This window comes from Paenibacillus sp. HGF5 (genome assembly GCF_000204455.1).
GTDB classification, from domain to species: Bacteria; Bacillota; Bacilli; order Paenibacillales; family Paenibacillaceae; genus Paenibacillus_AQ; species Paenibacillus_AQ lautus_A.
The window spans coordinates 1-21,982 of sequence record NZ_AEXS01000036.1 but is presented as its reverse complement, the minus strand read 5'-3'; the positions used below and the strand labels follow the sequence as shown (position 1 = coordinate 21,982).

The 21,982-nt window shown below is 48.7% G+C and carries 18 protein-coding genes; 16 read left to right on the top strand and 2 right to left on the bottom strand.

Annotated elements, in window-relative coordinates; genetic code table 11:
- The first annotated feature begins 129 nt into the window (after positions 1 to 129).
- Positions 130 to 1,422 carry a class II aldolase/adducin family protein gene (locus HMPREF9412_RS06455; protein WP_036671496.1) on the top strand — a complete coding sequence of 431 codons (1,293 nt, stop codon included), beginning with the start codon at positions 130 to 132 and terminating at the stop codon, positions 1,420 to 1,422.
- Positions 1,423 to 1,544: 122 nt separating this feature from the next.
- Here the strand turns inward: HMPREF9412_RS06455 and HMPREF9412_RS06450 are convergent, their stop codons facing one another.
- Both HMPREF9412_RS06450 and HMPREF9412_RS06445 read right to left on the bottom strand, forming a co-directional pair.
- The gene (locus HMPREF9412_RS06450; protein WP_009590584.1) at positions 1,545 to 3,533 is read right to left on the bottom strand and encodes a DUF4832 domain-containing protein; all 1,989 of its coding nucleotides are present in this window, start codon (positions 3,531 to 3,533) and stop codon (positions 1,545 to 1,547) included.
- Positions 3,534 to 3,629: 96 nt separating this feature from the next.
- Positions 3,630 to 4,652, bottom strand: coding sequence for a LacI family DNA-binding transcriptional regulator (locus tag HMPREF9412_RS06445; protein ID WP_009590609.1), 1,023 nt, complete (start codon positions 4,650 to 4,652; stop codon positions 3,630 to 3,632).
- A gap of 351 nt (positions 4,653 to 5,003) precedes the next feature.
- Between HMPREF9412_RS06445 and HMPREF9412_RS06440 the strand changes: the two genes are divergently transcribed.
- The 15 genes from HMPREF9412_RS06440 to HMPREF9412_RS06370 all read left to right on the top strand — a co-directional run.
- Complete coding sequence (locus HMPREF9412_RS06440) at positions 5,004 to 6,368, top strand: DUF4832 domain-containing protein (RefSeq protein WP_009590568.1); 1,365 nt, start codon at positions 5,004 to 5,006, stop codon at positions 6,366 to 6,368.
- Positions 6,346 to 7,671 carry an acyltransferase domain-containing protein gene (locus tag HMPREF9412_RS06435; protein WP_009590575.1) on the top strand — a complete coding sequence of 442 codons (1,326 nt, stop codon included), beginning with the start codon at positions 6,346 to 6,348 and terminating at the stop codon, positions 7,669 to 7,671. The genes HMPREF9412_RS06440 and HMPREF9412_RS06435 overlap by 23 nt, the downstream gene beginning before the upstream one ends.
- On the top strand, positions 7,652 to 8,743 hold the full coding sequence (locus HMPREF9412_RS06430; RefSeq protein ID WP_009590581.1) for a DUF4832 domain-containing protein: 1,092 nt from the start codon (positions 7,652 to 7,654) through the stop codon (positions 8,741 to 8,743). Before HMPREF9412_RS06435 ends, HMPREF9412_RS06430 begins: the two co-directional genes overlap by 20 nt.
- 33 nt (positions 8,744 to 8,776) lie before the next feature.
- Positions 8,777 to 10,042 carry a Gfo/Idh/MocA family protein gene (locus tag HMPREF9412_RS06425; protein WP_254664011.1) on the top strand — a complete coding sequence of 422 codons (1,266 nt, stop codon included), beginning with the start codon at positions 8,777 to 8,779 and terminating at the stop codon, positions 10,040 to 10,042.
- A 30-nt stretch (positions 10,043 to 10,072) separates the two neighbouring features.
- Complete coding sequence (locus tag HMPREF9412_RS06420; protein WP_009590570.1) at positions 10,073 to 10,999, top strand: ABC transporter permease; 927 nt, start codon at positions 10,073 to 10,075, stop codon at positions 10,997 to 10,999.
- Complete coding sequence (locus HMPREF9412_RS06415) at positions 10,999 to 11,895, top strand: carbohydrate ABC transporter permease (RefSeq protein ID WP_009590583.1); 897 nt, start codon at positions 10,999 to 11,001, stop codon at positions 11,893 to 11,895. The genes HMPREF9412_RS06420 and HMPREF9412_RS06415 overlap by 1 nt, the downstream gene beginning before the upstream one ends.
- Positions 11,896 to 11,964: 69 nt before the next feature.
- On the top strand, positions 11,965 to 13,422 hold the full coding sequence (locus tag HMPREF9412_RS06410) for an ABC transporter substrate-binding protein (RefSeq protein WP_009590580.1): 1,458 nt from the start codon (positions 11,965 to 11,967) through the stop codon (positions 13,420 to 13,422).
- Positions 13,423 to 13,755: 333 nt separating this feature from the next.
- Positions 13,756 to 14,238, top strand: coding sequence for a DUF6530 family protein (locus HMPREF9412_RS06405; protein ID WP_009590597.1), 483 nt, complete (start codon positions 13,756 to 13,758; stop codon positions 14,236 to 14,238).
- A gap of 78 nt (positions 14,239 to 14,316) precedes the next feature.
- A complete protein-coding gene (locus HMPREF9412_RS06400; RefSeq protein ID WP_009590608.1) occupies positions 14,317 to 16,536 on the top strand; it encodes an AAA family ATPase in 2,220 nt (739 codons plus the stop codon).
- A gap of 261 nt (positions 16,537 to 16,797) precedes the next feature.
- Positions 16,798 to 17,937, top strand: a complete 1,140-nt coding sequence (locus HMPREF9412_RS06395; protein ID WP_009590611.1) for an AI-2E family transporter — start codon at positions 16,798 to 16,800, stop codon at positions 17,935 to 17,937.
- A 256-nt stretch (positions 17,938 to 18,193) separates the two neighbouring features.
- Positions 18,194 to 18,679, top strand: coding sequence for an RrF2 family transcriptional regulator (locus tag HMPREF9412_RS06390; RefSeq protein WP_036671489.1), 486 nt, complete (start codon positions 18,194 to 18,196; stop codon positions 18,677 to 18,679).
- A 166-nt stretch (positions 18,680 to 18,845) separates the two neighbouring features.
- Positions 18,846 to 19,757, top strand: a complete 912-nt coding sequence (locus HMPREF9412_RS06385; RefSeq protein WP_254664010.1) for a DUF1835 domain-containing protein — start codon at positions 18,846 to 18,848, stop codon at positions 19,755 to 19,757.
- Between the two features lie 146 nt (positions 19,758 to 19,903).
- Positions 19,904 to 20,140, top strand: a complete 237-nt coding sequence (locus tag HMPREF9412_RS06380) for a DUF896 domain-containing protein (protein ID WP_009590590.1) — start codon at positions 19,904 to 19,906, stop codon at positions 20,138 to 20,140.
- Between the two features lie 156 nt (positions 20,141 to 20,296).
- Positions 20,297 to 20,899 carry a sigma-70 family RNA polymerase sigma factor gene (locus tag HMPREF9412_RS06375; RefSeq protein WP_036671485.1) on the top strand — a complete coding sequence of 201 codons (603 nt, stop codon included), beginning with the start codon at positions 20,297 to 20,299 and terminating at the stop codon, positions 20,897 to 20,899.
- Positions 20,826 to 21,982 (top strand): DUF4179 domain-containing protein (locus HMPREF9412_RS06370; RefSeq protein ID WP_009590586.1); only part of this gene is annotated, 1,157 nt, incomplete at its 3' end. The genes HMPREF9412_RS06375 and HMPREF9412_RS06370, both read left to right, overlap by 74 nt.

Below are 21,982 nucleotides of genomic sequence, written 5' to 3'. Positions count from 1 at the left end.
CATCATCAATATTATTTAAGGCTATTGTTATTGTTTTTGCCACATTTCTCCTCGAAAATCGACAGAAAAAACAGTATAATAAAAACAAACAAAACTAAACAAAAACATTCGGATAGGGCGGTGGCAGGAATGAATCAGGAATTTGTGCATCCGGCAGATCAGCTTCTTCTCTTTATCAATCGCATTTACAACCATGGGATGACAACCACGTCGGGAGGCAATTTGTCGATCAGGGACCATAACGGGGATATATGGATTACGCCAGCGGGAGTGGACAAAGGGTCGCTTAACCGATCGGATATGGTATGCGTGAAGGAGGACGGCAGGGTAGAGGGAATTCACAAGCCTTCCAGCGAATTTCCCTTTCACCGGCTCATCTATCAAGCCCGCCCGGATTTGAAGTCGATCATTCATGCCCATCCGCCTGCACTGGTATCGTTCAGCATTGTAAGGCGCATTCCGGATACAAGGCTGCTTCCGAACGAAAGGCAAATCTGCGGCGAGATCGGAATCGCGCCTTATGCGCTTCCCGGAAGCGAGCAGCTCGGGGAGAACATTGCAGCCGTCTTCAAGCAAGGGATCGACACCGTTATGCTGGAGAATCACGGGGTCGTGGTCGGGGGAGAGGATCTTTTTCAAGCGTTTCGTCGGTTCGAAACCCTCGACTTCTGTGCACGCCTAGAGATTGAGGCGCGTCGAATCGGTAAACCGGTCCTGCTTACCGATGAGGATTACGAAACCGTGCGCAACAAAAGCACGCTGCAGATGGATACGTTCATCCGCGATTCCTGCACGTCGGAAGAAAAAGAGCTGCGCCGCGATTTGTGCGGATTGATGAAACGCGCGTATAAACAGGGATTGTTCACGAGCACGCAGGGCACCTTCTCCCATCGATTGCAAGGAAACGATTTTGTCATCACGCCATATGGCAAAGACCGCAATCATCTGGAACCGGAGGACCTCGTCCGCATCGAGAACGGCAAGTCGGAAGCGGGCAAACAGCCGAGCAAATCCGTTTTCCTCCATGAAGCGATCTATAACACGCAGCCGCATGTCCATTCGGTCATCATCGCGCATCCTCCCAACATTATGGCATTTGCGGTCACCGACACGGCCTTCGATTCGAGGACGATTCCGGAAAGCTATATATTGCTTCGCGGAACGCCGAAGCTCCCCTTTCATGCGGTGTATAATGAGCCTGAGCGTACCGCTTCGCTGTTTAAAGCCAATACGCCGATTGCCATTGTGAACAATAACTGCGTAATCGTTGCCGGTCAAAGCCTGCTCAACGCTTTTGACCGATTGGAAGTTGCGGAGTACAGCGCGAAGTCCATTTTGTCGGCAAGAACGTTAGGCGATGTTATCCACATCGATGATGAACGGATCCGCGAGCTTGAAGCAGCATTTCATCTGGAATCATGAGTAAGAACCTGGCGTTCATGATCTATAGCCTTTAAATGAAGTAAGAGCAGCAGAGTTGCCGTGAATGATACGCGGCCATCTGCTGCTCTTTTTATTATGATAGTTGAAATCCGGTTATCATGCTATTTGGTCCATGAACCGATCTTATATGCTCCGTCTGAAAGCCGGTTTGTGTTAGCGAAATCAACGGCCGGCTGGTTCGTCGATGGATCGAGAATCGCTATGGCTAATTCATAAGTACCGCTCGGCAGTGTATTCGTAGGAAGAGAGCCTGTGACCGTGTGCTGCCCTGTTCTCCAGGTCGTTAAGTCCGCCGATGTGGTTTGGCGTGCCACGATCTGGCCGCCGCTGCGCAGCTGGATTTCAAGAGGCCAATTGAACGGGAAGTGTTGAACCCCCTTATTCTCCACCGTGACGGATACCTCGAGCGTGCTTCCGCTATTTTCTTGCGGGTATCCAGCCTTGTTCACGACAAAGTGATAACCCATTCGTTTCTTGAGCGTATCGATGTTGCCTTGCAATGGATTCCCCACCGCCAGGGAAGCCGGAGAATTCGGTCCCAGCCAGCTTGGCTTGCTGAGCTCGGTTTGCCGAAGGGTCTCATTGAAGCCGCTGCCTGACGTAAGCGCAGCATTCATGCCATAAGCACCGCCATAGAATTCGCCGCCGGAGACGCGCGTATCCCAAAAGTTTGCATGTGCGGGTTGCTGCTGGCCGATGTCATCCCAATATCCGTTCTGGGTGCCTGTATACCAGCCCCAATCGGAATCGAAGCTCGGCTGATCGCCGAAGACGTCATTGTACATTCCCAGAATCAAACCCTTGTTGTTATTCTTGGCCAGCTCTACGCTGCGTCTAATCAATAGCTGCGTGTAATCCTCCTGATCGGCAAAGGCATCGATATAATGCTGGATATATTGGTTGGATATGCTGTTCGGAGGGAATGCCCCCGTATAGTTGCTTTCCCCGTTCGGTCCGACATAAGGCCAGGTATGGAATTCCGCCCAATGTCCGAGCGAACCGATTTGCACAAAAGCGATCGGGCTATCCGGGGAGTCGTAATGGTCCGCAATCGCCTCGATTGCAAGTTTGTGCCTGGCGATCAGATAGTCGGAACTGTAATTAGGAGAGAAGCCCGTGTTGTTGCCGGCTCCCATGCCTCCAGTATCGTCGCGATAGGCCTTGCCCGGCGATTGTCCCAGGCTTGCCATGTCGTTGTACAGCCAATCCGGGATATCCCGGTGAGCCACGCCGGAAGGACTGTCCAGAATAAAGCGAAGGATTACCTTGACGCCGCGGCTTTTCCAATAGTCGAAATGATTGGAGGCTTCAATCGCGCTGAAATCATAATTGCCCTTCGTCGGCTCAAACTCCTTCCAAGTCACGCCGGCATATACCAGTCGGTGAGGTTGAGGGTAATTGGTAGATTTTGCGGATGGAGCCCAGCCTTTAAACGGGTTATTCAGCGGATCATTCAGCTCGGTTGGATAGAATTCGATCATTTGGCCTCCCGGATCATGTGCTTGTAAGGTATAGACCGGAAGCGGCTGGTTCTGTGCCGGCAGGCGGTGCATATCCGAATTGTTATCCAGATAGCCGATGCTCACGCTGCTGCCTGCGCCAAGTCCAAGCGTAGAAAGAGGGATCGCTGCTTCAATCACAGATGAGGAACGTACGTATTGAGAAGAAGTCAGAGACGATGAGAAATTCCAGCTCCAACTGCTTCCATTGCCTGAGTAGCGGTATAAGGATTGGTTCTCGAGAAGCCACTCAACGCCTGTCGTGCCCCAGCCAAAAGCTTGATATCCGGTAGAAGCATTCCCGTCCGTATTCAACCAGAAGCTTCCCATCGTAGTGCTAATGCCGGAGCCTTGAACAAGCAGATAGAGATTCTTGTCGTCATGGGAAGCCTTTAAGATTTGAGCCGTTCCCGTATTCGTGGATAGGGCCGGAATGCCCTCCCAGTCGCTCGGATCGCCGTCAACAACGATAGAGGCAGAGGCAGCTTCTGCAGACCAAGTAAGGCGGGGAAAAGGGAATAAGGCAAGTAGAATGGCCGTCATGGTAATTAGGGCAAACGGCTGCTTCCAATGGATACCCCGTGCTTTCATGTCAAACCTCCTCACAGAATTGTTCTTTTACTCTCAAAAAATCGAATCCTTCACCTCCTTTCCGAGCAGGCAATTAACAATTCGTGATTAAGCCGTTTAAGTTGAGCTGCGTGCCACCAAGCGGGTAGGCAAAATCACCTTTTTGGGCAGCAGCTTGTTTCCGTTGATTCGGTCGATTAAGTTATCGACAGCTACCATGCCGATTTCTTTCATCGGCACATCGATCGTAGACAGCGGCGGATTGGAATACTTGGATACCTCAATGTTGGATAGCCCAATAACCGCTACTTCGTCAGGAACGGAAATACCGTTGTTATACAGGCCGTTGAGGGCGGCCATAGCCATTAAATCGCTGCCGGCAAAGAAGGCAGTCGGGAAATTTCGGGTTGTACATAGATGATTGATTTTTTCGATGCAGACCGCCTCATCCCACATGCAATCAATCACCCAATCGGGATTGACCGACAATCCGGCAGCATGCATGGTTGCGTAGTAGCCCCGATAACGGCGGCTGTCTTTGAGATTGCTCGATAATCCGCTTCCCCCGATATATCCGATTCGGGTATGGCCTTTTTCAATGAGATGGCTGACGGCCATCGAAGCGACATTGTAATGATCGTAGCCGACATTGTCGATATCCCCGCGTTCCGTATCGATACCTACGATGTACGGGACCTGCTTGCGAATATATTCGTAGGTCTCATGATCGAGCGATTCCATGAGAATGAGGCCGGTAATCGGTTCGCTAAATGTATTAAACAGGATCTTGCTGTCGTTCAATTCAATTCCCGTCCGGATAAAGGACATGTTGTAACCGGCACCAAGCAAGCGTTCTTCCACGCCGGATAAGATCGACATGAAGTAGGGATCGTTGTATTTATCCTTGGTGACGCTTAAGACGCATCCGATTTTGATATGCGATTTGCTTTCGGCCGGATCCTGAGCAGAAACCTTGCGCTTGGGCCCTGATGCGATTTTATAGTTGAGCTGCGTAACGGCTTGCCAAACCCTTTCCCGGGTTTCGTCCGTGATTTTATACTTCGTATCATTGTTTAACACTCTGGACACGGTGGCTGTGGATACATTTGCAAGTTTAGCAACATCCCGAATCGTACTCATGTATAAACACATTCTCCTTTTAAGTTACTAATAATCGCCATTTTAGAGTTTATAGGAATGTTACATTGTAAACAATGATTTGCTTTTATTATAGACTTCGTTACGTTGTTTGTTGCGTAATATCGTTACGTTACTTCATTTTACATTCCTCCTTAATCAAAATCAAGAGTGACATGTATATTCCACGCGTTGTCACTAGAAATTTCGTAGTATTTCAAAATTGATATTGCCAGATAACATGCGAATGATATAACATGAAATCACTAAACAAATTGTGTAATGAAACAGAAATAACGTAACAAATAACGTAACAAACAGAGGGTTCTGTTTAGTGCATGGGGGAGTTGGGATATGAACAAGAGAGTAACGGTTTACCCAATGATATCGGATGAAATGTTGACCAATCCGGGCATCGGCTTTACCACGGCGCCGGGCTTGATGGGAGATCCGGAACGGATTGTTGATAACCGGGGGGAAGCGCAGCGCAAGTATAAGTTTGCGGAAGACAGCAGGACGTACAATCATCCGGACAGCAAAGTATTTTTCTGCAGCGTTCGTTGGCGTGACATCGAAACGGATAAAGGGAGTTACGACTGGAGCGTACTGGAGGAAAAGCTGGATTACGCCAAATCATTAGGCTGTACTGCCGTGGTGCGCTGTTCGCCGTACGCATTAAGCGAAGAGGATGATATCCCGTCTTGGTTCCGGGCCGAATATCCGGAGGAGCCCGAGTTTCCGTTCTGGAGAGTAGACCCTCTGACTACACCCTATGCCGAGCATTGGTCTGATTTCATCAAGGCGTTTGCCGCCCGCTTTGACGGCCATCCGCTTATCAGCTCGGTCGATTTGACCATAGTCGGAGCCTGGGGGGAAGGCGGCGGAACCGAATTTCTGACGACTGACGCGATTAAGCAGATAACGGATGCTTACTTGGACGGTTTTAAAATAACGCCTCTCCAGGCACTGCTGCATGATCCGCTGTCGATCCGGATCATAAATGAACGCAAAGCCAAAGTCGGATTTCGCGTGGATTGTTTGGGGGATATGGGCGGCTTTCATGGCGATCAATGGTCGCATATGACCGATTTCTATCCGCAAAATATTCAAAATTTTGAGATGGGCGATGCCTGGGAGAAAGCGCCGATCCTGTTCGAAGCATGCTGGCATATGAATGACTGGTATCTGCAGGGCTGGGATATCGACTATATCATACAGGAAACGCTCAAGTGGCATATTTCATCCTTTAACAACAAAGGGACGGTAGTGCCGGAACCCTGGAGAGAGAAGGTCAAGGCTTGGATTAACAAGATGGGCTACCGCTTCGAATTAAGGAAATTCGCGTACGATTCGATAGCGGACGTTGGCGGAGAGCTAAACATCGAAGCGTTGTGGGCTAATGTCGGCGTCGCTCCGATTTATCATCGTTATCCGCTGGCGGTGAGGTTAACCGGCCAATGTCGATCGTATACGCTTCATAGCAGTGAAGACATCAGGGAATGGCTCCCGGATGAGGATATTGCTTGGATAGAAAGGTTTTCGCTTCCTAACGATATGCCGGCGGGCGAGTATATGCTGGAAATTGGCATCGAAACCGGCGTGAAGGAAATCGGGAATATCCAGCTGGCAATCACGGGATATCAAGACGGCTTTTACCCGATGGGTAAGCTATTCGTCGAAAGGGGGAGGCAGGCTAATGGAAAGGCCGATGAATTATAAAGAAGTAACAGCGATCTGTGATTTTGATTATCTGCCTGATGGATTGGAAGCTAAATATGATCGCTATCTACCGGATGGCGAGCCCTATCTCATACCAAGGGGCTTCTTGAATGGAATCTTTGAGCGATATCAGACTCCCGAGGAGACTCGGCAATGGATTGAACAGGGGATTTTAGCGATAGAGGAAGACGCCGTATTGTTTCATTTCACCAAATTTTTGGTGGAGGATCTGTGCTCGGCGCGCAATCGCTGTGATGAAGCCCATTATACCAATATGACACCCGCATGCATGAAGAAGTACGGCGAATTATATTCGTTTTTGTTGCTGCTCGCCTGCGTGGTGCCCTCCATGAAGATGCTGGAGAAGCGTTCCGTACCCCTAACCTATTATGAGGACATTCCGCATCAACCGCTGAAGCTGCAAATGGAAAAATTGGCACTGCAGGGCGATGCCAAGGTTCATGATTTCCCGTGGGTGATGAATTTCTATACCTGCTCCATCTTTCTGTTGGACCGCTTCTATTTTATTCCGTACCGATTCGAGGATTCCTTCACCATGTTCCGCCATAGGAATACGCAGGAAGTGCTTGCCCTTCGCCATCCCGGAGAGGATTTCCGCAGCGATGGACAGCAGAACGGAATCAACGATGTTTATGATTCGCAAGGCCGCTTCACATCGGAATGGCAGGAGAATGCCGAATTCATTATAGCGAATCGGATCAATCCCATGGGATTCGTCGAAAGAGAAACGACACCGATCTTAAAGAAGGACTGGGATACCGTGCTTCAAAAAGGGGATACCCTGTTGGCGCTTCACATTCCTTCCGGGCCCGGGTACACGCCGGACAGGCTGAGGAATTCCATGGCGATGGCCATCGAGTTCTATGATCGATATTTTCCGGAATTGCCCATCAGAGGCTTCTGGAGTTCAAGCTGGCTTTATGATACCAGGCTCTCGCTCGTTTTGGACAATGAAAAAAGCAATATCGTCCACGTTCAACGGCAGTTTTATAATTATCCCACCGATGAAGGGGACGGCATGCTGCGCTATGAAGTCTTTGGAGACCGGAATGCTGATCCGGCGTTGAACACAGGCGAATATCCGACCTCGCTGCAAAGAGCGGCAGCTGAGTATATGCGGACCGGGGCCAGATTCAATACGTTAAGCATGATCGCGCTGACGGAAGATATCAGCCGGATTGGCAGCATGCCTTATATAACCGACGCAGATATAGAGTTGTTCCGCGGAACCGTTGACAGCCATTTACAAAGGAGCGAAGAGGATGGGGAAATATTCGCTTGAGAGCTACGAGAAATACAAAACCGTCAAAATCAGGCCGAAGCCCTTGTCGGTCAAGGAGTACGATACAAGCCACGGTCGATTCGAATACGCGGCTTTTTCATGGAAGGAACTAGAACCTGCGCGAGGAGAGTATAAGCTCGGAGGGATCGACAAGGTGTTGAAAGCGATTACGAATCCTGTTCTTCTCCTGACGCCGGACCTGCCAGAATGGGCGAAGGATAACCACGAAGCATGTTATGCGGCATTGATTCGAAAAGTCGGCAGTATGATGGATTCGGATCAACGCCTTGCGGCCGTTTTGATCTCGACCTTGGCAAACAGCAAGGAAGAATGGAACGCCTATATCGATTCCTTTGGATCCCAGGTACTGCTTGCAGATTTGCAGAATGAACCGCTGATTCAATATTTAAAGGAGCGCGGCCGCGGCTTTGGCTTGCTGGTGAAGTGCAGCGAGGAGAATTGGATCGAATGCTGCGAAGCCTTTGCCAAACATCATTTGCAGCGGGTATGGAAGAGTTACCCGGTGTTCCTCCATGTGACCGATGAAGCTGGCGGTTCCCATATCAGACGGGAGGCCTTTCGCTGGCATGCCGGGATGTCCAACGTAAGCCTAGGGCTTGGTTACAACCTTGCTTTACGTCGGCTAACCTACCCGGAAACGGTGTCCGGCAGCGGGAGCCTGCCGCTGCGATTCTGGTTCGTAAACTCGGGAAGCTCAAGAATCTATCGGGAATTTCAGCTGCGGCTGCAGCTAAAGCAGGAAGACGTGTCCTATGAATTTCCGCTGCACGCGGCCACGCATTCCTGGTTAACCGGCGACCTTGTCCATAACGAGATCGTACACTTGCAGGACATCGCGGCGGGAACCTATTCGCTTGGCATAGCGCTCTGCTTCGAAGACCGTTCTTCACTGACGCTGAATATACAGAACCGGCAACTGGATGGTTTTTATGAGATGGGTACGATACAAGTCGAAGCCGCCCGCGAGGATTCGCTCAAGAATATATGGGACACCTATTATCCGGAAGGATATTATCCCCTGGAAGATCCCCAGATGCCGGGACAAGAATAATCGATCTAGACAAATACGAGCTCGCTGGAGGTTATGGAGTTGAAACTAGCATTAATTGGTGCAGGACAAAGAGGCATGATCTATTCAAGGCACGCTTGCCAAAGCGAGGAAATTGTGGCGGTCATCGAGCCGGATGCCGGCAGAAGAAAGGCAGCGGCGGATGAGTTTCAGATTCCGCTGGAGAAACAATTTGCATCCGTGGATGCGTTTTATGCAATGGGGAAAATTTGCGATGCCGTCATCATCTCTTCCATGGACAAGGACCATTACGAGCAAACGATGATGGCGCTTGATCTTGGCTATGATATTTTGCTTGAGAAGCCCATTTCACCAAGTCCGGTAGAATGCATGAGAATTCAGGAGAAAGCTAATGAAAAAGGCCGTAAGGTGATTGTATGCCATGTGCTCAGATATACGAACTTCTTTGCGGAAATTAAGAAAATCATCGATAGCAATGAACTCGGGAAAATCGTGACCATACAGCACAACGAGAACATCGGCAATTTCCATATGGCACATTCCTTCGTAAGAGGCAATTGGAGAAGAAGCGATCTGGCGAGCCCGATCATCATGCAGAAATCCTGTCATGACATGGATATTCTATCCTGGCTTGTGGACAGCGGGGCGAAACGTATCTCATCGTATGGGAGCCTTACGTATTTCAAAGAGGAGAATGCACCGGCAGGCAGTGCGGAACGATGCCTCGATTGTAAGGCAGCCGCGAACTGCCGATTCGACGCAAGAAAAGCCTATTTGCCGATCAGGGGCCAATGGCCCGCTACCGTCATTTCGGCGGATCAGAGCGAAGAGGGACTGCTCCAAGCGCTAGCAACGAGTCCTTACGGAAGCTGCGTATATCGGCTTGACAATGATGTATGCGACCATCAAGTCACCCTGATCGAGTTCAAAAACGGGGTAACGGCAACGTTTAATTTAAGCGGATTCACCAACAAGATGTACCGTACGCTCAAAATCATGTGCGAGCATGGGGAAATCCGAGGCGACGATAACTTGAACATTATCGAAGTCACCCGCTTTAACTCCAATATGGCAGAACCCGTACACCAAACCGTCATTCGGCCGGCAACGGTGAGCGGCGGACATAACGGCGGCGATACCGGTCTGATGAATGATTTCTTGGAGAATCTGGGGAATGCCGACTTCAGCAGCAGATCCTCCATCGACATGTCCGTTGAAAGCCATATGATGGCCTATGCCGCGGAAGAGGCGAGAATTACCGGTACCGTGATCGATCTGGATGAACTAAAGATGAAGCTGCAGCAAGGCATTACAGCATAGTCGTTTAATCACATGTAAAGGGGTGATGGAATGAGTTCGGCTGTCAAGGGATTTCTCTATGAAATAAAAAAACACAGGATCCTGTATCTCATGTGCGTACCCGCGCTGATCGTGCTGATCATGTTCTCCTATATCCCGTTTGCCGGGATATGGATGGCGTTTACCGACTTCAATGTGGTCGACGGCATCTTCGGCAGCAAATTTGTGGGTCTGGACAACTTCAAATACTTTTTTTCGGAAAACAGCATGGGATGGAAGGTTACCTATAACACGCTGTACATCAACTTTTTTGGTCTCATCTTAGGCATTATCATTCCTGTTAGCATTGCCATTCTGATCAATGAAATCCGGCATAAAGCCTACAAAAAGATCGCGCAAAGCATGATGTTTTTTCCCTATTTCATATCTTGGGTTGTCGTCGGTGCGATTCTGTACGGAATCTTCTCCACGGATGTGGGCGTGGCGAATCATATTTTGAAGTTCTTCGGTGCAGAGCCGATCTCCTGGTACTCGGAGCCAAAGTATTGGAAGTGGATCATCATTCTGTCGAGCGTCTGGAAATGGAGCGGTTACAGTTCCATTGTCTACATGGCGGCGATGTCCAATTTTGACGGGAGCTTATACGAAGCGGCCAAGGTGGATGGCGCTAACAAATTGCAGCAAATTCTTTACTTGACCGTGCCCATGCTGAAGCCAACGATCATCGTTTTGAGCTTGCTGAGTGTCGGACGAATCTTCTACGGGGACTTTGGGATGATTTACGGTATCGTTGGCAACAACCCGGTCCTGGCTGAAGAAGTAACGGTCATCGATACCTACGTTTATCAGTCGATGCGTACGCTGGGCTTTTCTTACTCGACGGCCATCGGGCTATTCCAGTCATTGATGGGCTTGATCCTGATTACGGCTGCTAACAAATCCGCTAAGAAAATAAACGACGGAGAGGGTCTATTTTGATGATGGAAAAGAATAGATTGCTTGGCGATAAATTGGTGATAGGCTTTGCCTATGCATTCATTGGCTTATTCGCACTCGTTTGTCTGTATCCTCTTGTATTAACGTTAAGCGTGTCCTTTTCTTCGGAACAGGCCGTTGCGAGAAACGGATATTCGATCATCCCTCTGAGCCCCAGCTTGGATACATATAAATATATCTTTGTTAATAGTGGAATGAAACTGCTCAAATCCTACGGCGTTACCCTGTTTGTAACCACTGTGGGGACGTTCGGGGCTCTGTTGATTACCAGCATGATTGCATTTTCCCTATCTATCAAAAAGCTGAAATACCGCAACGTGCTCGCTTTCATTAGCAACTTTACGATCATCTTCTCGGCCGGCTTGATACCGTGGTACATGGTCAGCGTCAATTATTACGGGTTGAAGAACAGCATTCTGGCTTTGATCCTGCCGTCCATATTCAGCGTATGGAACATGTTTCTGATGCGAACGTACTTTGCAAGCATTTCTCCATCTTTATATGAAGCGGCCGAGATGGACGGCGCCAATTATTTTACGATCTATGTGAAAATAGCCCTTCCGTTAAGCAAAACCGCACTGCTGACGGTAGGTTTAATGTATGCGCTTCAATATTGGAATGATTGGTGGCATGCGCTGATCTTCATTAACGAACGCGATTTGTTTCCGCTGCAGTATTTCCTCTACAACATTCTGTCGAACGTCAATGCGATAAGTTCCGGACGAATTCCGTCAGGGGCATCAGGCAACATCACATTGCCTGCCGAAACCGTGAAGATGGCCATTACGGTCATCACGATCGGTCCGATCATTTTCCTGTATCCTTACATTCAAAAATACTTCGTGCACGGGATTATGGCCGGAGCGGTAAAAGAATAGACACCTGCGTGGTTATTGGCCGATTCAGGCTTTTAACATAGATTAACCATTTCATAGGGAGGGTCTTTCATGAAAGCAAAAAAAATGCTGATCTTGTTGGTTTTATTGATCGCATCCGTTTCGGTAATGGCAGGATGCAGCGGCAAAAAAGAGGGGGCAGCCGCGCTCGAAACCGTCACGATTTTGTATCCGGGGGAACGAAGCGATCGCATGAACGAATTTTTAAACAATGAATTCGCAGAGAAAATGGCTGCCGATCTCGGTCTAAAGGTCGAAGTCATATATGTGCCGTGGGCCCAGTATTGGGAACAGAAAGATATCATGCTGGCCGCAAACGAACCGATCGATTTATATTGGGATGGTCTTCCGGATCTTTCCACGATCGTCAACAAGAAACAAGCCATGGTTCTGGATGATTTAATCCAGGAATATGGTCAGGATATGTTGAAAGTTTTGCCGATGGAACAGCTTCAAGGCGCAACCATCGATGGGAAAATTCACGGCATTCCGTCGGCCTATGCACCGTCCTCGGCCATGTACCAGCTGGTTGCCGTCCGCCAGGATATTCTGGAAGCCGTGGGGATGACCGACGTGAAGACACCCGACGATTTAAAAGAATTCGCGACCAAGGCGAAAGAGAAGTTTCCTGAAATGAAAGGTCCCGCCGACATTATCTTTAAACCGTTGACTCGATACTTTACCGATGAACAATATAACTGGATCGCCGTCGAAGATTTGGTTGTATTCGGGGAAGACAGCAAGAAAGCATACAGCTATTATGAAACGGAAGCATTCCAGGAAGTGGCGAAATTTAACCGGGGAATGTATGAAGCAGGATTATACACAGAGGATTTGACCATCAAGTACAACGAGAGAGACTCCCGCATGCAGACCGGCCTATATTTATGGGTGGAAGGATCTCTGGGCAAGGAAATGGAAATCGTCGATGCCATCAAAGCCAATGCCCCGGATGCCGAGGTTAAGACCTACCTGCTAGCCGAGGATAAGCCGCGTTATGTAACCGCCACAGGCGGGGAAGTTCTGGGCATTCCAGTCAATGCTCCGAATCCGGAAGGAGCCATGAAGTTTGTGAACTGGATTTATAAATCCAAGGAAAATTACCAGTTTGCTCTCTATGGCGTCGAAGGCAAGGACTACGAGATCGTGGACGGAAGAATCAATAAGCTCACTCCGAGCGAATTCTTCTATGAATGGATGTTTAGAAACCAGAATTACCAATTGTTCGGGCCGAACGTGGCCCAGGAATCCATCGATCAATATAAGAGCTGGGATGATCAGGCTGTTCGATCCGAATCCTTGGGATTCCGATTCAATAACGAAAGGGTTAAGTTGATCGAGACATCCTTGAAAGAAGTCGCAGGCAAAGATCTAGCTGCGATCCGTTCCGGATTTGTCGATTTTGAGACAGAGTATCCCAAAGCCATCCAGAAGCTGAAGGCGGCTGGGATTGACGAGTATGTCGCCGAGATACAGCGTCAGCTGGATGAATTCTTGGCAGGCAAATAATAGGGGTATCTCCGCATTCCAGCAACGAAGCAGCTGAAAATTGAGAGCTGTGGTGAAACAGATCATCATTAATTCAAATTAATTCAGAAGAAGTATCTCCTAAACAAGGGGATGCTTCTTTTCTTTTTTGTTGCAATTCACAATTTTACGCTTTGCTGGGCGTTACTAGCCAGGTATTTACAACAAAATGAAATATGTCTATTATATAAATAGATGAATAATAAAAACGTTTATTGTTATATTGATCATTGGTCATTGCTTATATGTTCTTATGGCAAACGATGCACTTGAATTATTTGCGTAAGATCCATTTTTGAGAAAAGAGGAGAAATGATGAACATACACGCTTCTATGAATCATAAGCCTGTCATTGTATCGGCTAATTACGGGGAGGTAGACGGGCGGTTTGCCGGCGCCACAGATGTTAGGGCGTTATCCCTCGGACTGTCTCAAGGTAATGAGGAAGGCCAGGCAAATGTTGCCGCGAGAGTATGGAGAGATGCGGACGGGCATGCAACCGAACAATCGTTAGAGCTTCCGATTCATCGCATTCTGGATTTGTCTATTCTCGTTTGCAGCGCACTGGCGCATTTTAGCGAAGCCTATCGATACGAGCAACTCTATGATCCGCAGAATCCCGTGATCGACCGGATCGGACTGCAGGGAAGCGCCATGACGGTAGCCGTATGCACGGACAATGAACAGATCCATGAGGATATCAGGCTGTTCAACGGGGCTTTGAGCGATAACGGCGAGATGATTGGTGAAAGGCTGCGGACATTAACCAGAGCGTTGAAAGAATTAGGGTACGAATAAAGAGGAGGCATCCCAGATAACGGAGGAATGGAGCGAGAGTGTTCTTCCACGCTGGGAAAAGCTTGGAGGCGAAAGGTTATGCAAGAACAGAATGACAATGAATATTACGTGCTGTCTCCCGGGAGAGCATTGACCGAAGAAGAAAAGAGCCTTATCTGGACAAAATCGTTAACGCATAAAGTAAGTGAGGAAGAACGGCGAATCTCGAATGAAATTAAGCGGAATTGGGATCGGGGCGAGATGAAAATCGCCAATGTTTTGTTAGAGGGCGATGCCGGATCCGGAAAGACGCAGCTCGCCAAAGCATTGTCCGCGAACTTCAGGCTCCCTTACACCAAAGTCACATGTTTTGCCGATATGGATAAATCGGATATTATCGGAGCCATTTTACCGGTCATTACTTCCGATCAAATGGAGCACTTGGAACCTGCCGATCAGGCCGCCTTGAAAGCCTTATACGAAAGTGACGGCTTTCAATGCTCGACGGAGATTCTAATGGAGGCTTTAGGAATTTCGCGGGAGCATGCTTCAGCCAAGATGAAGCATGTATTGAAGCTGGCCGCGAATGCCGCAGAGAATAAGGAGGTAGAATATCGATTTTACGCTTCCGAGATCGTCAGAGCCTTTCAGAAAGGCTATCTGCTGGAAATACAGGAACCGAACGTGATACGTGATGCTGCCGTATTAATGGCGCTGAATTCCGCGCTGGAGCCTGGCGGCACACTGAATCTGCCGATGGGTATCGTGCACAGGCACCCGGATTTCATTGCGGTGATCACGGCCAACCGCAGTTATGCGGGATCCAGGCCGCTAAATGAAGCATTGCGAGACAGGATACAGCATTCGGAGAAAATGGATCTGCCTACCAAGGAGATGATGATGGAGCGCGCAAAGGCCAAAATCGGCTGCGGGGACGATGAAATGCTGGACATCCTCGCAAGGGTCATCATTCTGTTGGACAAAACAGCCCGGGCCAATGCCATTAAGGGGGTTGCCGGCATGCGTTCCTATTTCTATTGGGCGGATGCCGTGGCTCAGGGGGCTTCTGCAGGAGAATCCCTTTATCACAAAGTGATCTACAAGATGACGACCGATCCGGAAGAAATCAAACTGCTGGAAGATGCGCTGGAAGGCCAAGGCCTGTTGGGGCTTCTGGACGAAATTGCGGTTGAACCCCCAAGCAAACGAAGAGGGGATGCCGTGGAGATCTCAACCTGGGACATCGATATGGATGTTGACTCCAATCCGGATCAGCGAACCGGGGAAGAAGGGATCCGATTAAAAAAATCCGCTGAGAGCGAAGGCAGCACATCCGTTTCATCGGATGAATCAGCGGAGATGGAGAGCACGGATTCGGGCGAGGAGGGCACGCCGAATTATCACCAGGCTAATCCTGAGCCCATGTCGGAAGAGGAGAAGCAGAAGGAACGGGATTTCCGCAAAAAGCTGAATCGGATTTCCAGAGAAATCGTGTCCGATTCCCTTCATCGGTCGGTAAAGCTGATCGTTCATCGCCCTGATTATGATCCGAACCTACAGGAGGAATATGGGCGGTTAAGTCAGGGGCTTATGCCGGTTATACGAGAAATCGCCAGAAAAACGCTGCCGCTCTTGGAGCACGAAATCACCGCGGAGTATGCCAAAAACCAATACTATGGATCAAAATTTCAGGCAGACAGCGTAGCCTACCGGGACTTCAGGTTATTTGCCAAGAAACGTCCTCCGACGGAATCCCCTGGTCTTGTGGTCGGACTGAGGGTCGATGAATCCGCATCGATGGCTGCGTTCGGTAGATTGGAGGCAGCCAAGCGTGCGGTCATCGCGGTCTATGAATTTTGTCAGATTTTCCATATTCCTGTTCTGATCTACGGCGATACGGCCGATGTGTCCCGCTTGGAGCAGATGTCGATCTTCGCTTATGCCGACTATGATCATCCGGATATTCGCGATCGCTTCAGGCTGATGGGAATCCGCGCGAGAAGCAACAATCGGGATGGTATGGCGTTAAGGATCATGGCGGAACGGCTGGCAGCTTCACCGAAGCAGACCAAGCTGTTGATCACCATCAGCGACGGGCAGCCTAAGGCGATGGAGGACTATACCGGAAGCCTTGCCATTCAAGACATGCAGCAGACCTTATCCGACTATGAAAGAAAAGGAGTCAAATTTCTGGCGGCCGCCATCGGGCAAGACAAGGATGTCATTAGCCGGATTTATGGAGCCGAGAGGTTTCTGGATATTACCAACCTGAATGAGCTGCCCGCAAAATTAGTGCGCATCATTTCTCGGTATTTATAAAACCGTGGGTGTAGCGTGCTCGTACAGCTTAAGCCTGCGTGTCTTCATGACACGCAGGCTTGTTCCATCATGAGATGACCGTCCATAGATGCGAACCCTCACGCTGGCCCTTGGTTGACTGGACATGTGCCCTGAAGAAACATTATAGTTAAAAGAATGGAGTTAGCGAAGCTGTGCTCGATGATCTCGACGCCATGGGTGGCTTGCATCGATGCAAGTTTTGTGTCTGGAATCGATAAACCTAAATAAGGGAGGACATATATGGAGCAACCTCGCATTTGGCCGGATCGGTTCAAGCGCTTTTTTCTAAACAATAAGTTTGTGCTGCTTTTGCTTGTTCTGTTGCTGGTCGGTTTAAACGTCATGGTATTAAGCAAAATCTCGTTTGTGCTGCATCCGATCGCGGTTCTGATCAAGACGATCGTGCTGCCGATCATTTTATCCGGAATCCTGTATTATTTGCTGAATCCCTTGGTGGATATGATGGAAAAAAGGAAAATCAAGCGCGGATGGTCCATCCTGATATTATATCTGTTGATTGCCGGAATTTTGACGGTTGTGGTGCTGGCGGTCATTCCGGTGCTCCGCACCCAGATTATGAGTCTGATTGACAATTTCCCGACGTACAGCGAGAAGGTCAGGCAGCAGTTTGAAGAGCTGACCGGCAGCCAGTTGTACAGTCAGCTGCAGGAGGCCGTGAACATCAACTCCCAGGAATGGTGGGGCACGATAACGCAGAAAGCAACCGAAATCCTGAACTCGACATGGAGCAAGGTAGGCGGTTTCCTTGGCGCGTTTACGGAGATTGTGTTGTCGATCATTACGGTTCCTTTTGTCCTGTTCTATATGCTGAAAGACGGGAAAAAGCTTCCTCAGAAAATCTTGTCGTTCCTGCCGACCCAGAGTCGTTCGGGGATCCTGCATGTGCTTCAAGATATCAATCATCAGATCAGTTCGTTCATCCGCGGTCAGATTATTGTCAGTGTCTGCATCGGTATTCTGCTGTACATCGGGTACATGATTATCGGCCTGGATTACGCGCTTATTCTTGCCATTATCGCCTCGTTCACCAGCGTTGTCCCTTATTTGGGGCCTGCCATTGCGATCACGCCCGCGTTGATTGTGGCTCTGGTCACTTCTCCGGTGATGCTGCTGAAGATGGTGGCGGTATGGACGATCGTGCAGTTGATCGAGGGCAAATTCATCTCTCCGCAAATTATGGGCAAAACGCTCAAGATTCATCCGATTACGATTATCTTTGTCATACTGACTGCCGGTAATCTGTTCGGCGTGGTTGGCATTCTGTTGGCCGTTCCCGGCTACGCTGTTCTCAAGGTTTGCGTAACCCATATATTCGAATGGTTCAAGAACACATCGGGATTATACGATCCTCGAAAATAATGGCTGCTTGTCCGAATAACAAGACATGCCTATTAGATGGATATGAGGCGCAACCTTGATATACAATACCCGAGATTCATAGAAGCGTATGAGATTGCGCTTGCGAAGCCGCCGTTTTGGCGGCTTTTTCATGTTTGATTCTGGTCACCATGGTTTATTCTGACCCTCGCGGATTCATTGCAAATAAGAAACTGAATCAATATAATGGATATCATGGGTCTATGGTAAATAAATTAATCCAAAGGAGGAAACCGCCATACAGTTTTCCAAAAGCGTTGATTATGCTCTGCACGCCTTAATTCATCTGGCTCAATCGGAGCGTGACCACAACATCGGAATCAAGGAGCTGTCTGCGACACTAGGCGTTTCGGAAAGCTATTTGTCCAAAATCATGTCCAAGCTGAGACAGGACGGCATCGTGCGTGCCGTGCCGGGGGTAAACGGAGGTTATGAGCTGGCAAAGCCGGCCCGGCAGATTACATTTTTAGAAGTGATCCAGGTGATCGAAGGAAGGCAGCAGCTGTTTGAATGCTCTAATCTCAATTCGCAGCAGCATCGATTGCTGACCGAAGAGAAGCCTAGCGACAGGAACGAAGATAAGCCGGGTGCTTGCGTATGTCTGGTCAAACAGGTGATGGACGGTGCGGAACGGCAGTTGAATCAATACTTGGAGGAGCAAACGATCCAATCGGTATTGGATGCTTCTTCCAAACGCGGCAGCTGCTCGACTAACAAGGAGTGACGAAACAGTTGAACTTCGCTTCGGAGGGATCCTTATCGATAAGCTATACGAGAAATTGCAAGGGTTTGGGGAAAGAGAGAATTGGCTTTTACTCCGTCGGTTGCTGAACACAGCGGTCCAGGATGCCACGAACGTCGGACATGAAGAGAAAAGGGATGCTGAGCGATTGTGCAAGCTGATCGAACACCATGCAGAGATCGTTCACCATGAGCGGCTGCAGGAGGAGAATCTCCAAACGCATGTCCATATCATTTTCAGTCTCTCGAATGCCGGTTCATTAAAAGTGGCGCTTAGTCAAGTGGGGAAACGAGAGAAATCCCGCGTATTAGCATTTAATGACTGCTTTTCCACCGGCCCTATCAGGGATTTAAGCACAGCGGAAGGGCAGCAGCGAAGGGAAATCTGGTTGATGGAACATGACAGAGATTCCTACTTCTACAACATCATAAACAAAGACCACCAAATCGAACGCATGATTAAGATGTTAAAAACCATATCGGAGAGCAAGACCGTGGTCATATGGTGCGCGGATAACGCTCATGATCAAACCGGGCTTCGCTTTGCATTATACTTGCTGAGGGAGCGGGAACGCCCGATTCATGTGGTGAACGTGACGCAAATTCTCAAAGAATCGAGTTTGCAGCAGAATAAGGGCGAGACTCCAGTCTATCAATCAAGGATCGAGCGAGGGACCTACATCGATATTGTCAAGAACTACGGTGATGGAATCCCGCTTTCTTCGGATACAAGGAAACGGTACGAATCCGAATGGCTGGAGCTGGAAGGACAGGATCATGTTCTTCGATTCTGGGAAGAGGACAGGGTCATCGGCTGCGAAGAGGATCGAATGGATGCGCTTATCTTACAATCGGTCGCTGAACTGCAAGAGCAGCACCATTCTGGTGATCTGGTTAAAGCAGGGGACGTCGTCTTCAGCATATTGGAAATGTCACGTCAATTCGTAAGTTATTCTTATATCGTGTACAGAATCTGGTTTTTAGTCAGTGAGGGTGTTCTCATGTTCAAGGGGTTACCGGGCTTTCCCCATCAATTTTCGATAGGTTTGCCTAAAGCTTAAGGAGCCGCCAAATGGGCGGCTTTTTTGATTTGAATGGAAAATCCATTCGCATCTTGGCATGGTTTTCCTTGGATTTGTTGCAACCGCAGGTTATTTACAGTAAACTGACTGTTACAACTTGTTATACGGAAGGATGAAAGATAACCATGACCATACCTTCATTGCATAGAATTAATGAACTGAGCCGCAAGCAGAAGACCGAAGGTCTGAGCCAAGAAGAATACACTGAACAGCAGCAGCTTCGTCAGGAATATTTGCAAGCCATCCGAGGGCAGGTTCTCTCGACCATGTCTACGCTGAAAGTTGTGGACCCGAATGGCGAGGACGTTACCCCGGAGAAACTGAAAATAACGCAAAAACAGAATACGTCAAAGCTCCATTAAGCTTCGAGCTTGGTTAGTTTCTGCTTTGGATTCATTGGTCTCCGCACCCGCACAGGGGTAGGCAAACGTTTACCCTGTGTATGGTGTGGAGTTTTTTTGTGTGGAATGAACTTTTATCATTGCTTCTAGCTCTTATTCATGAGAGAGGGGGAGAATATGCGAGTAAGCCGTCTTGTGAAACAAGCCAAAAGAGGAAATAAGGAAGCTCTATTACAGCTGATCATAGCCGACCAGGACGCTTATTATCGTCTAGCCTACAGCTACATGGGAAATGAGCATGACGCGATGGATGCCATGGAAGACATGATCGTTACGCTGTATGAAAAGCTGGATCAATTGCAAAAGAGCGAAGCCTTTTATAGCTGGAGCAAAACGATTCTAGTCAACCGCTGCAAAACACTACTCCGAAAAAATAAACGATTTCTTCCGCTGGGAGACGATCAGGAAACTGCTCTTATTACTTTAACCGATGATAATCCCTATCGCTATGCGGAGTCTGAGATGGATATGCAAGTGCTGCTATCTCATCTGAATCCAAGGCAGCGAGAAGCGATTGAGCTCCGCTACGTGCATGATTTGCCGTATCAGACCATAGCCGATATGACCGGAGCACCGATCGGCACGATCAAATCAAGAATTTCGCAAGGCATACTGAAACTGAAAGTCATGATCGGAGGTGATCGCCATGAGAACGATCGAGGAGAAGCTGCAGGAGCATCAGCAGACCCTGATTTCCGTACAGGCCCCGCCAGAACTTGAAGGGCGACTGCGGCATGCGCTTGAGCTAGTTCCCGCCAAGAAAAAGGACCGGAATCGAGCTTTTGCATGGGCTGCATCCATAGCTGCGGCACTGCTCCTGATTGTCGGTACCTATCAATATCCTGCGTTTGCTTACTATGGCGTCAAGCTGCTGGATAAAATCGAGCTGAACTCACTTAGCTTTTCTGAAGTTACGGAGCAAGGGTATGGACAAACGGTCGGCAAAAGCAAAACGCTGGATGACGGTACGGTCATAACCATTAATGGAGTCATCGCGGACGATAACGCCTTTCTCATGTATTACAGTATCGATCGACCCGCCGGCAGCGTGCTTTCCGACAACGGTTCTTTTCGTTACAACGTTGGTGGAATACAAGGCTTCATGACGGATTCCCGTCCGAGAGAAGGAAGCGGCAATTATAGCAAAGACGAGACTCGGTACGAAGGCGTGTATAAATTCGAGCCGGTCAGCCCATTTTCCAGAACATTAACCGTTACCTTCAGTGAGTGGCTGGATAACGGGGAGAGGGCAGCTTATCCGGTCTCCTTCAAGTTTGAAGCGAACCAAGCGATGAAAAGTATGATTAAGGAGGATATTTCAAAATCCGTTTCGGTTGATCAGGGAACTGTCCACTATGACTCGATTACGGCTTCACCAACTTCTACCATCGTGAAGGGTCATTACGAATTTGGGGACGAGGGATTTCCCAGATTTCCTGGCAAAACCAAGCTTTATGTCAATGGCACGGAAGTGAAATTTTGGGGAATGCGGTCGGATCGATACGCCGAAAAGGGTATCCCAGGATTTGAACTGGAATACGACGTCCTTCCTACAGATCAAATAGAGACGATTGAAATCGTTCTTAAAACCTTCGATGGATATCAGAAAGTAGCAGAACCCATCTCCCTTGCGTCACCGTCTGATCAATCGATCCAGGTTGGCAATGAAAAGTTATGGATACGAAGCGTCACGAAAACCGATGCCGGTTATGATATCGTGATAGCCAGAAAACAATTTACCATCTTGGAAACGGATCAATTATCCGTACAAACGGGCGGGAAGAAGGTTCCTGTATCGTCCAT

Excerpts from the sequence above, each read along its gene's own strand:
- HMPREF9412_RS06380 (WP_009590590.1), top strand. The coding sequence starts at position 19,904 with ATGACCATACCTTCATTGCATAGAATTAATGAACTGAGCCGCAAGCAG.
- HMPREF9412_RS06430 (WP_009590581.1), top strand. The coding sequence starts at position 7,652 with ATGGGGAAATATTCGCTTGAGAGCTACGAGAAATACAAAACCGTCAAA.
- HMPREF9412_RS06405 (WP_009590597.1), top strand. The coding sequence starts at position 13,756 with ATGAACATACACGCTTCTATGAATCATAAGCCTGTCATTGTATCGGCT.
- HMPREF9412_RS06435 (WP_009590575.1), top strand. The coding sequence starts at position 6,346 with ATGGAAAGGCCGATGAATTATAAAGAAGTAACAGCGATCTGTGATTTT.
- HMPREF9412_RS06420 (WP_009590570.1), top strand. The coding sequence starts at position 10,073 with ATGAGTTCGGCTGTCAAGGGATTTCTCTATGAAATAAAAAAACACAGG.
- HMPREF9412_RS06455 (WP_036671496.1), top strand. The coding sequence starts at position 130 with ATGAATCAGGAATTTGTGCATCCGGCAGATCAGCTTCTTCTCTTTATC.
- HMPREF9412_RS06445 (WP_009590609.1), bottom strand. The coding sequence starts at position 4,652 with ATGAGTACGATTCGGGATGTTGCTAAACTTGCAAATGTATCCACAGCC.
- HMPREF9412_RS06395 (WP_009590611.1), top strand. The coding sequence starts at position 16,798 with ATGGAGCAACCTCGCATTTGGCCGGATCGGTTCAAGCGCTTTTTTCTA.
- HMPREF9412_RS06440 (WP_009590568.1), top strand. The coding sequence starts at position 5,004 with ATGAACAAGAGAGTAACGGTTTACCCAATGATATCGGATGAAATGTTG.
- HMPREF9412_RS06400 (WP_009590608.1), top strand. The coding sequence starts at position 14,317 with ATGCAAGAACAGAATGACAATGAATATTACGTGCTGTCTCCCGGGAGA.
- HMPREF9412_RS06450 (WP_009590584.1), bottom strand. The coding sequence starts at position 3,533 with ATGAAAGCACGGGGTATCCATTGGAAGCAGCCGTTTGCCCTAATTACC.
- HMPREF9412_RS06375 (WP_036671485.1), top strand. The coding sequence starts at position 20,297 with ATGCGAGTAAGCCGTCTTGTGAAACAAGCCAAAAGAGGAAATAAGGAA.
- HMPREF9412_RS06410 (WP_009590580.1), top strand. The coding sequence starts at position 11,965 with ATGAAAGCAAAAAAAATGCTGATCTTGTTGGTTTTATTGATCGCATCC.
- HMPREF9412_RS06425 (WP_254664011.1), top strand. The coding sequence starts at position 8,777 with ATGGAGTTGAAACTAGCATTAATTGGTGCAGGACAAAGAGGCATGATC.
- HMPREF9412_RS06415 (WP_009590583.1), top strand. The coding sequence starts at position 10,999 with ATGATGGAAAAGAATAGATTGCTTGGCGATAAATTGGTGATAGGCTTT.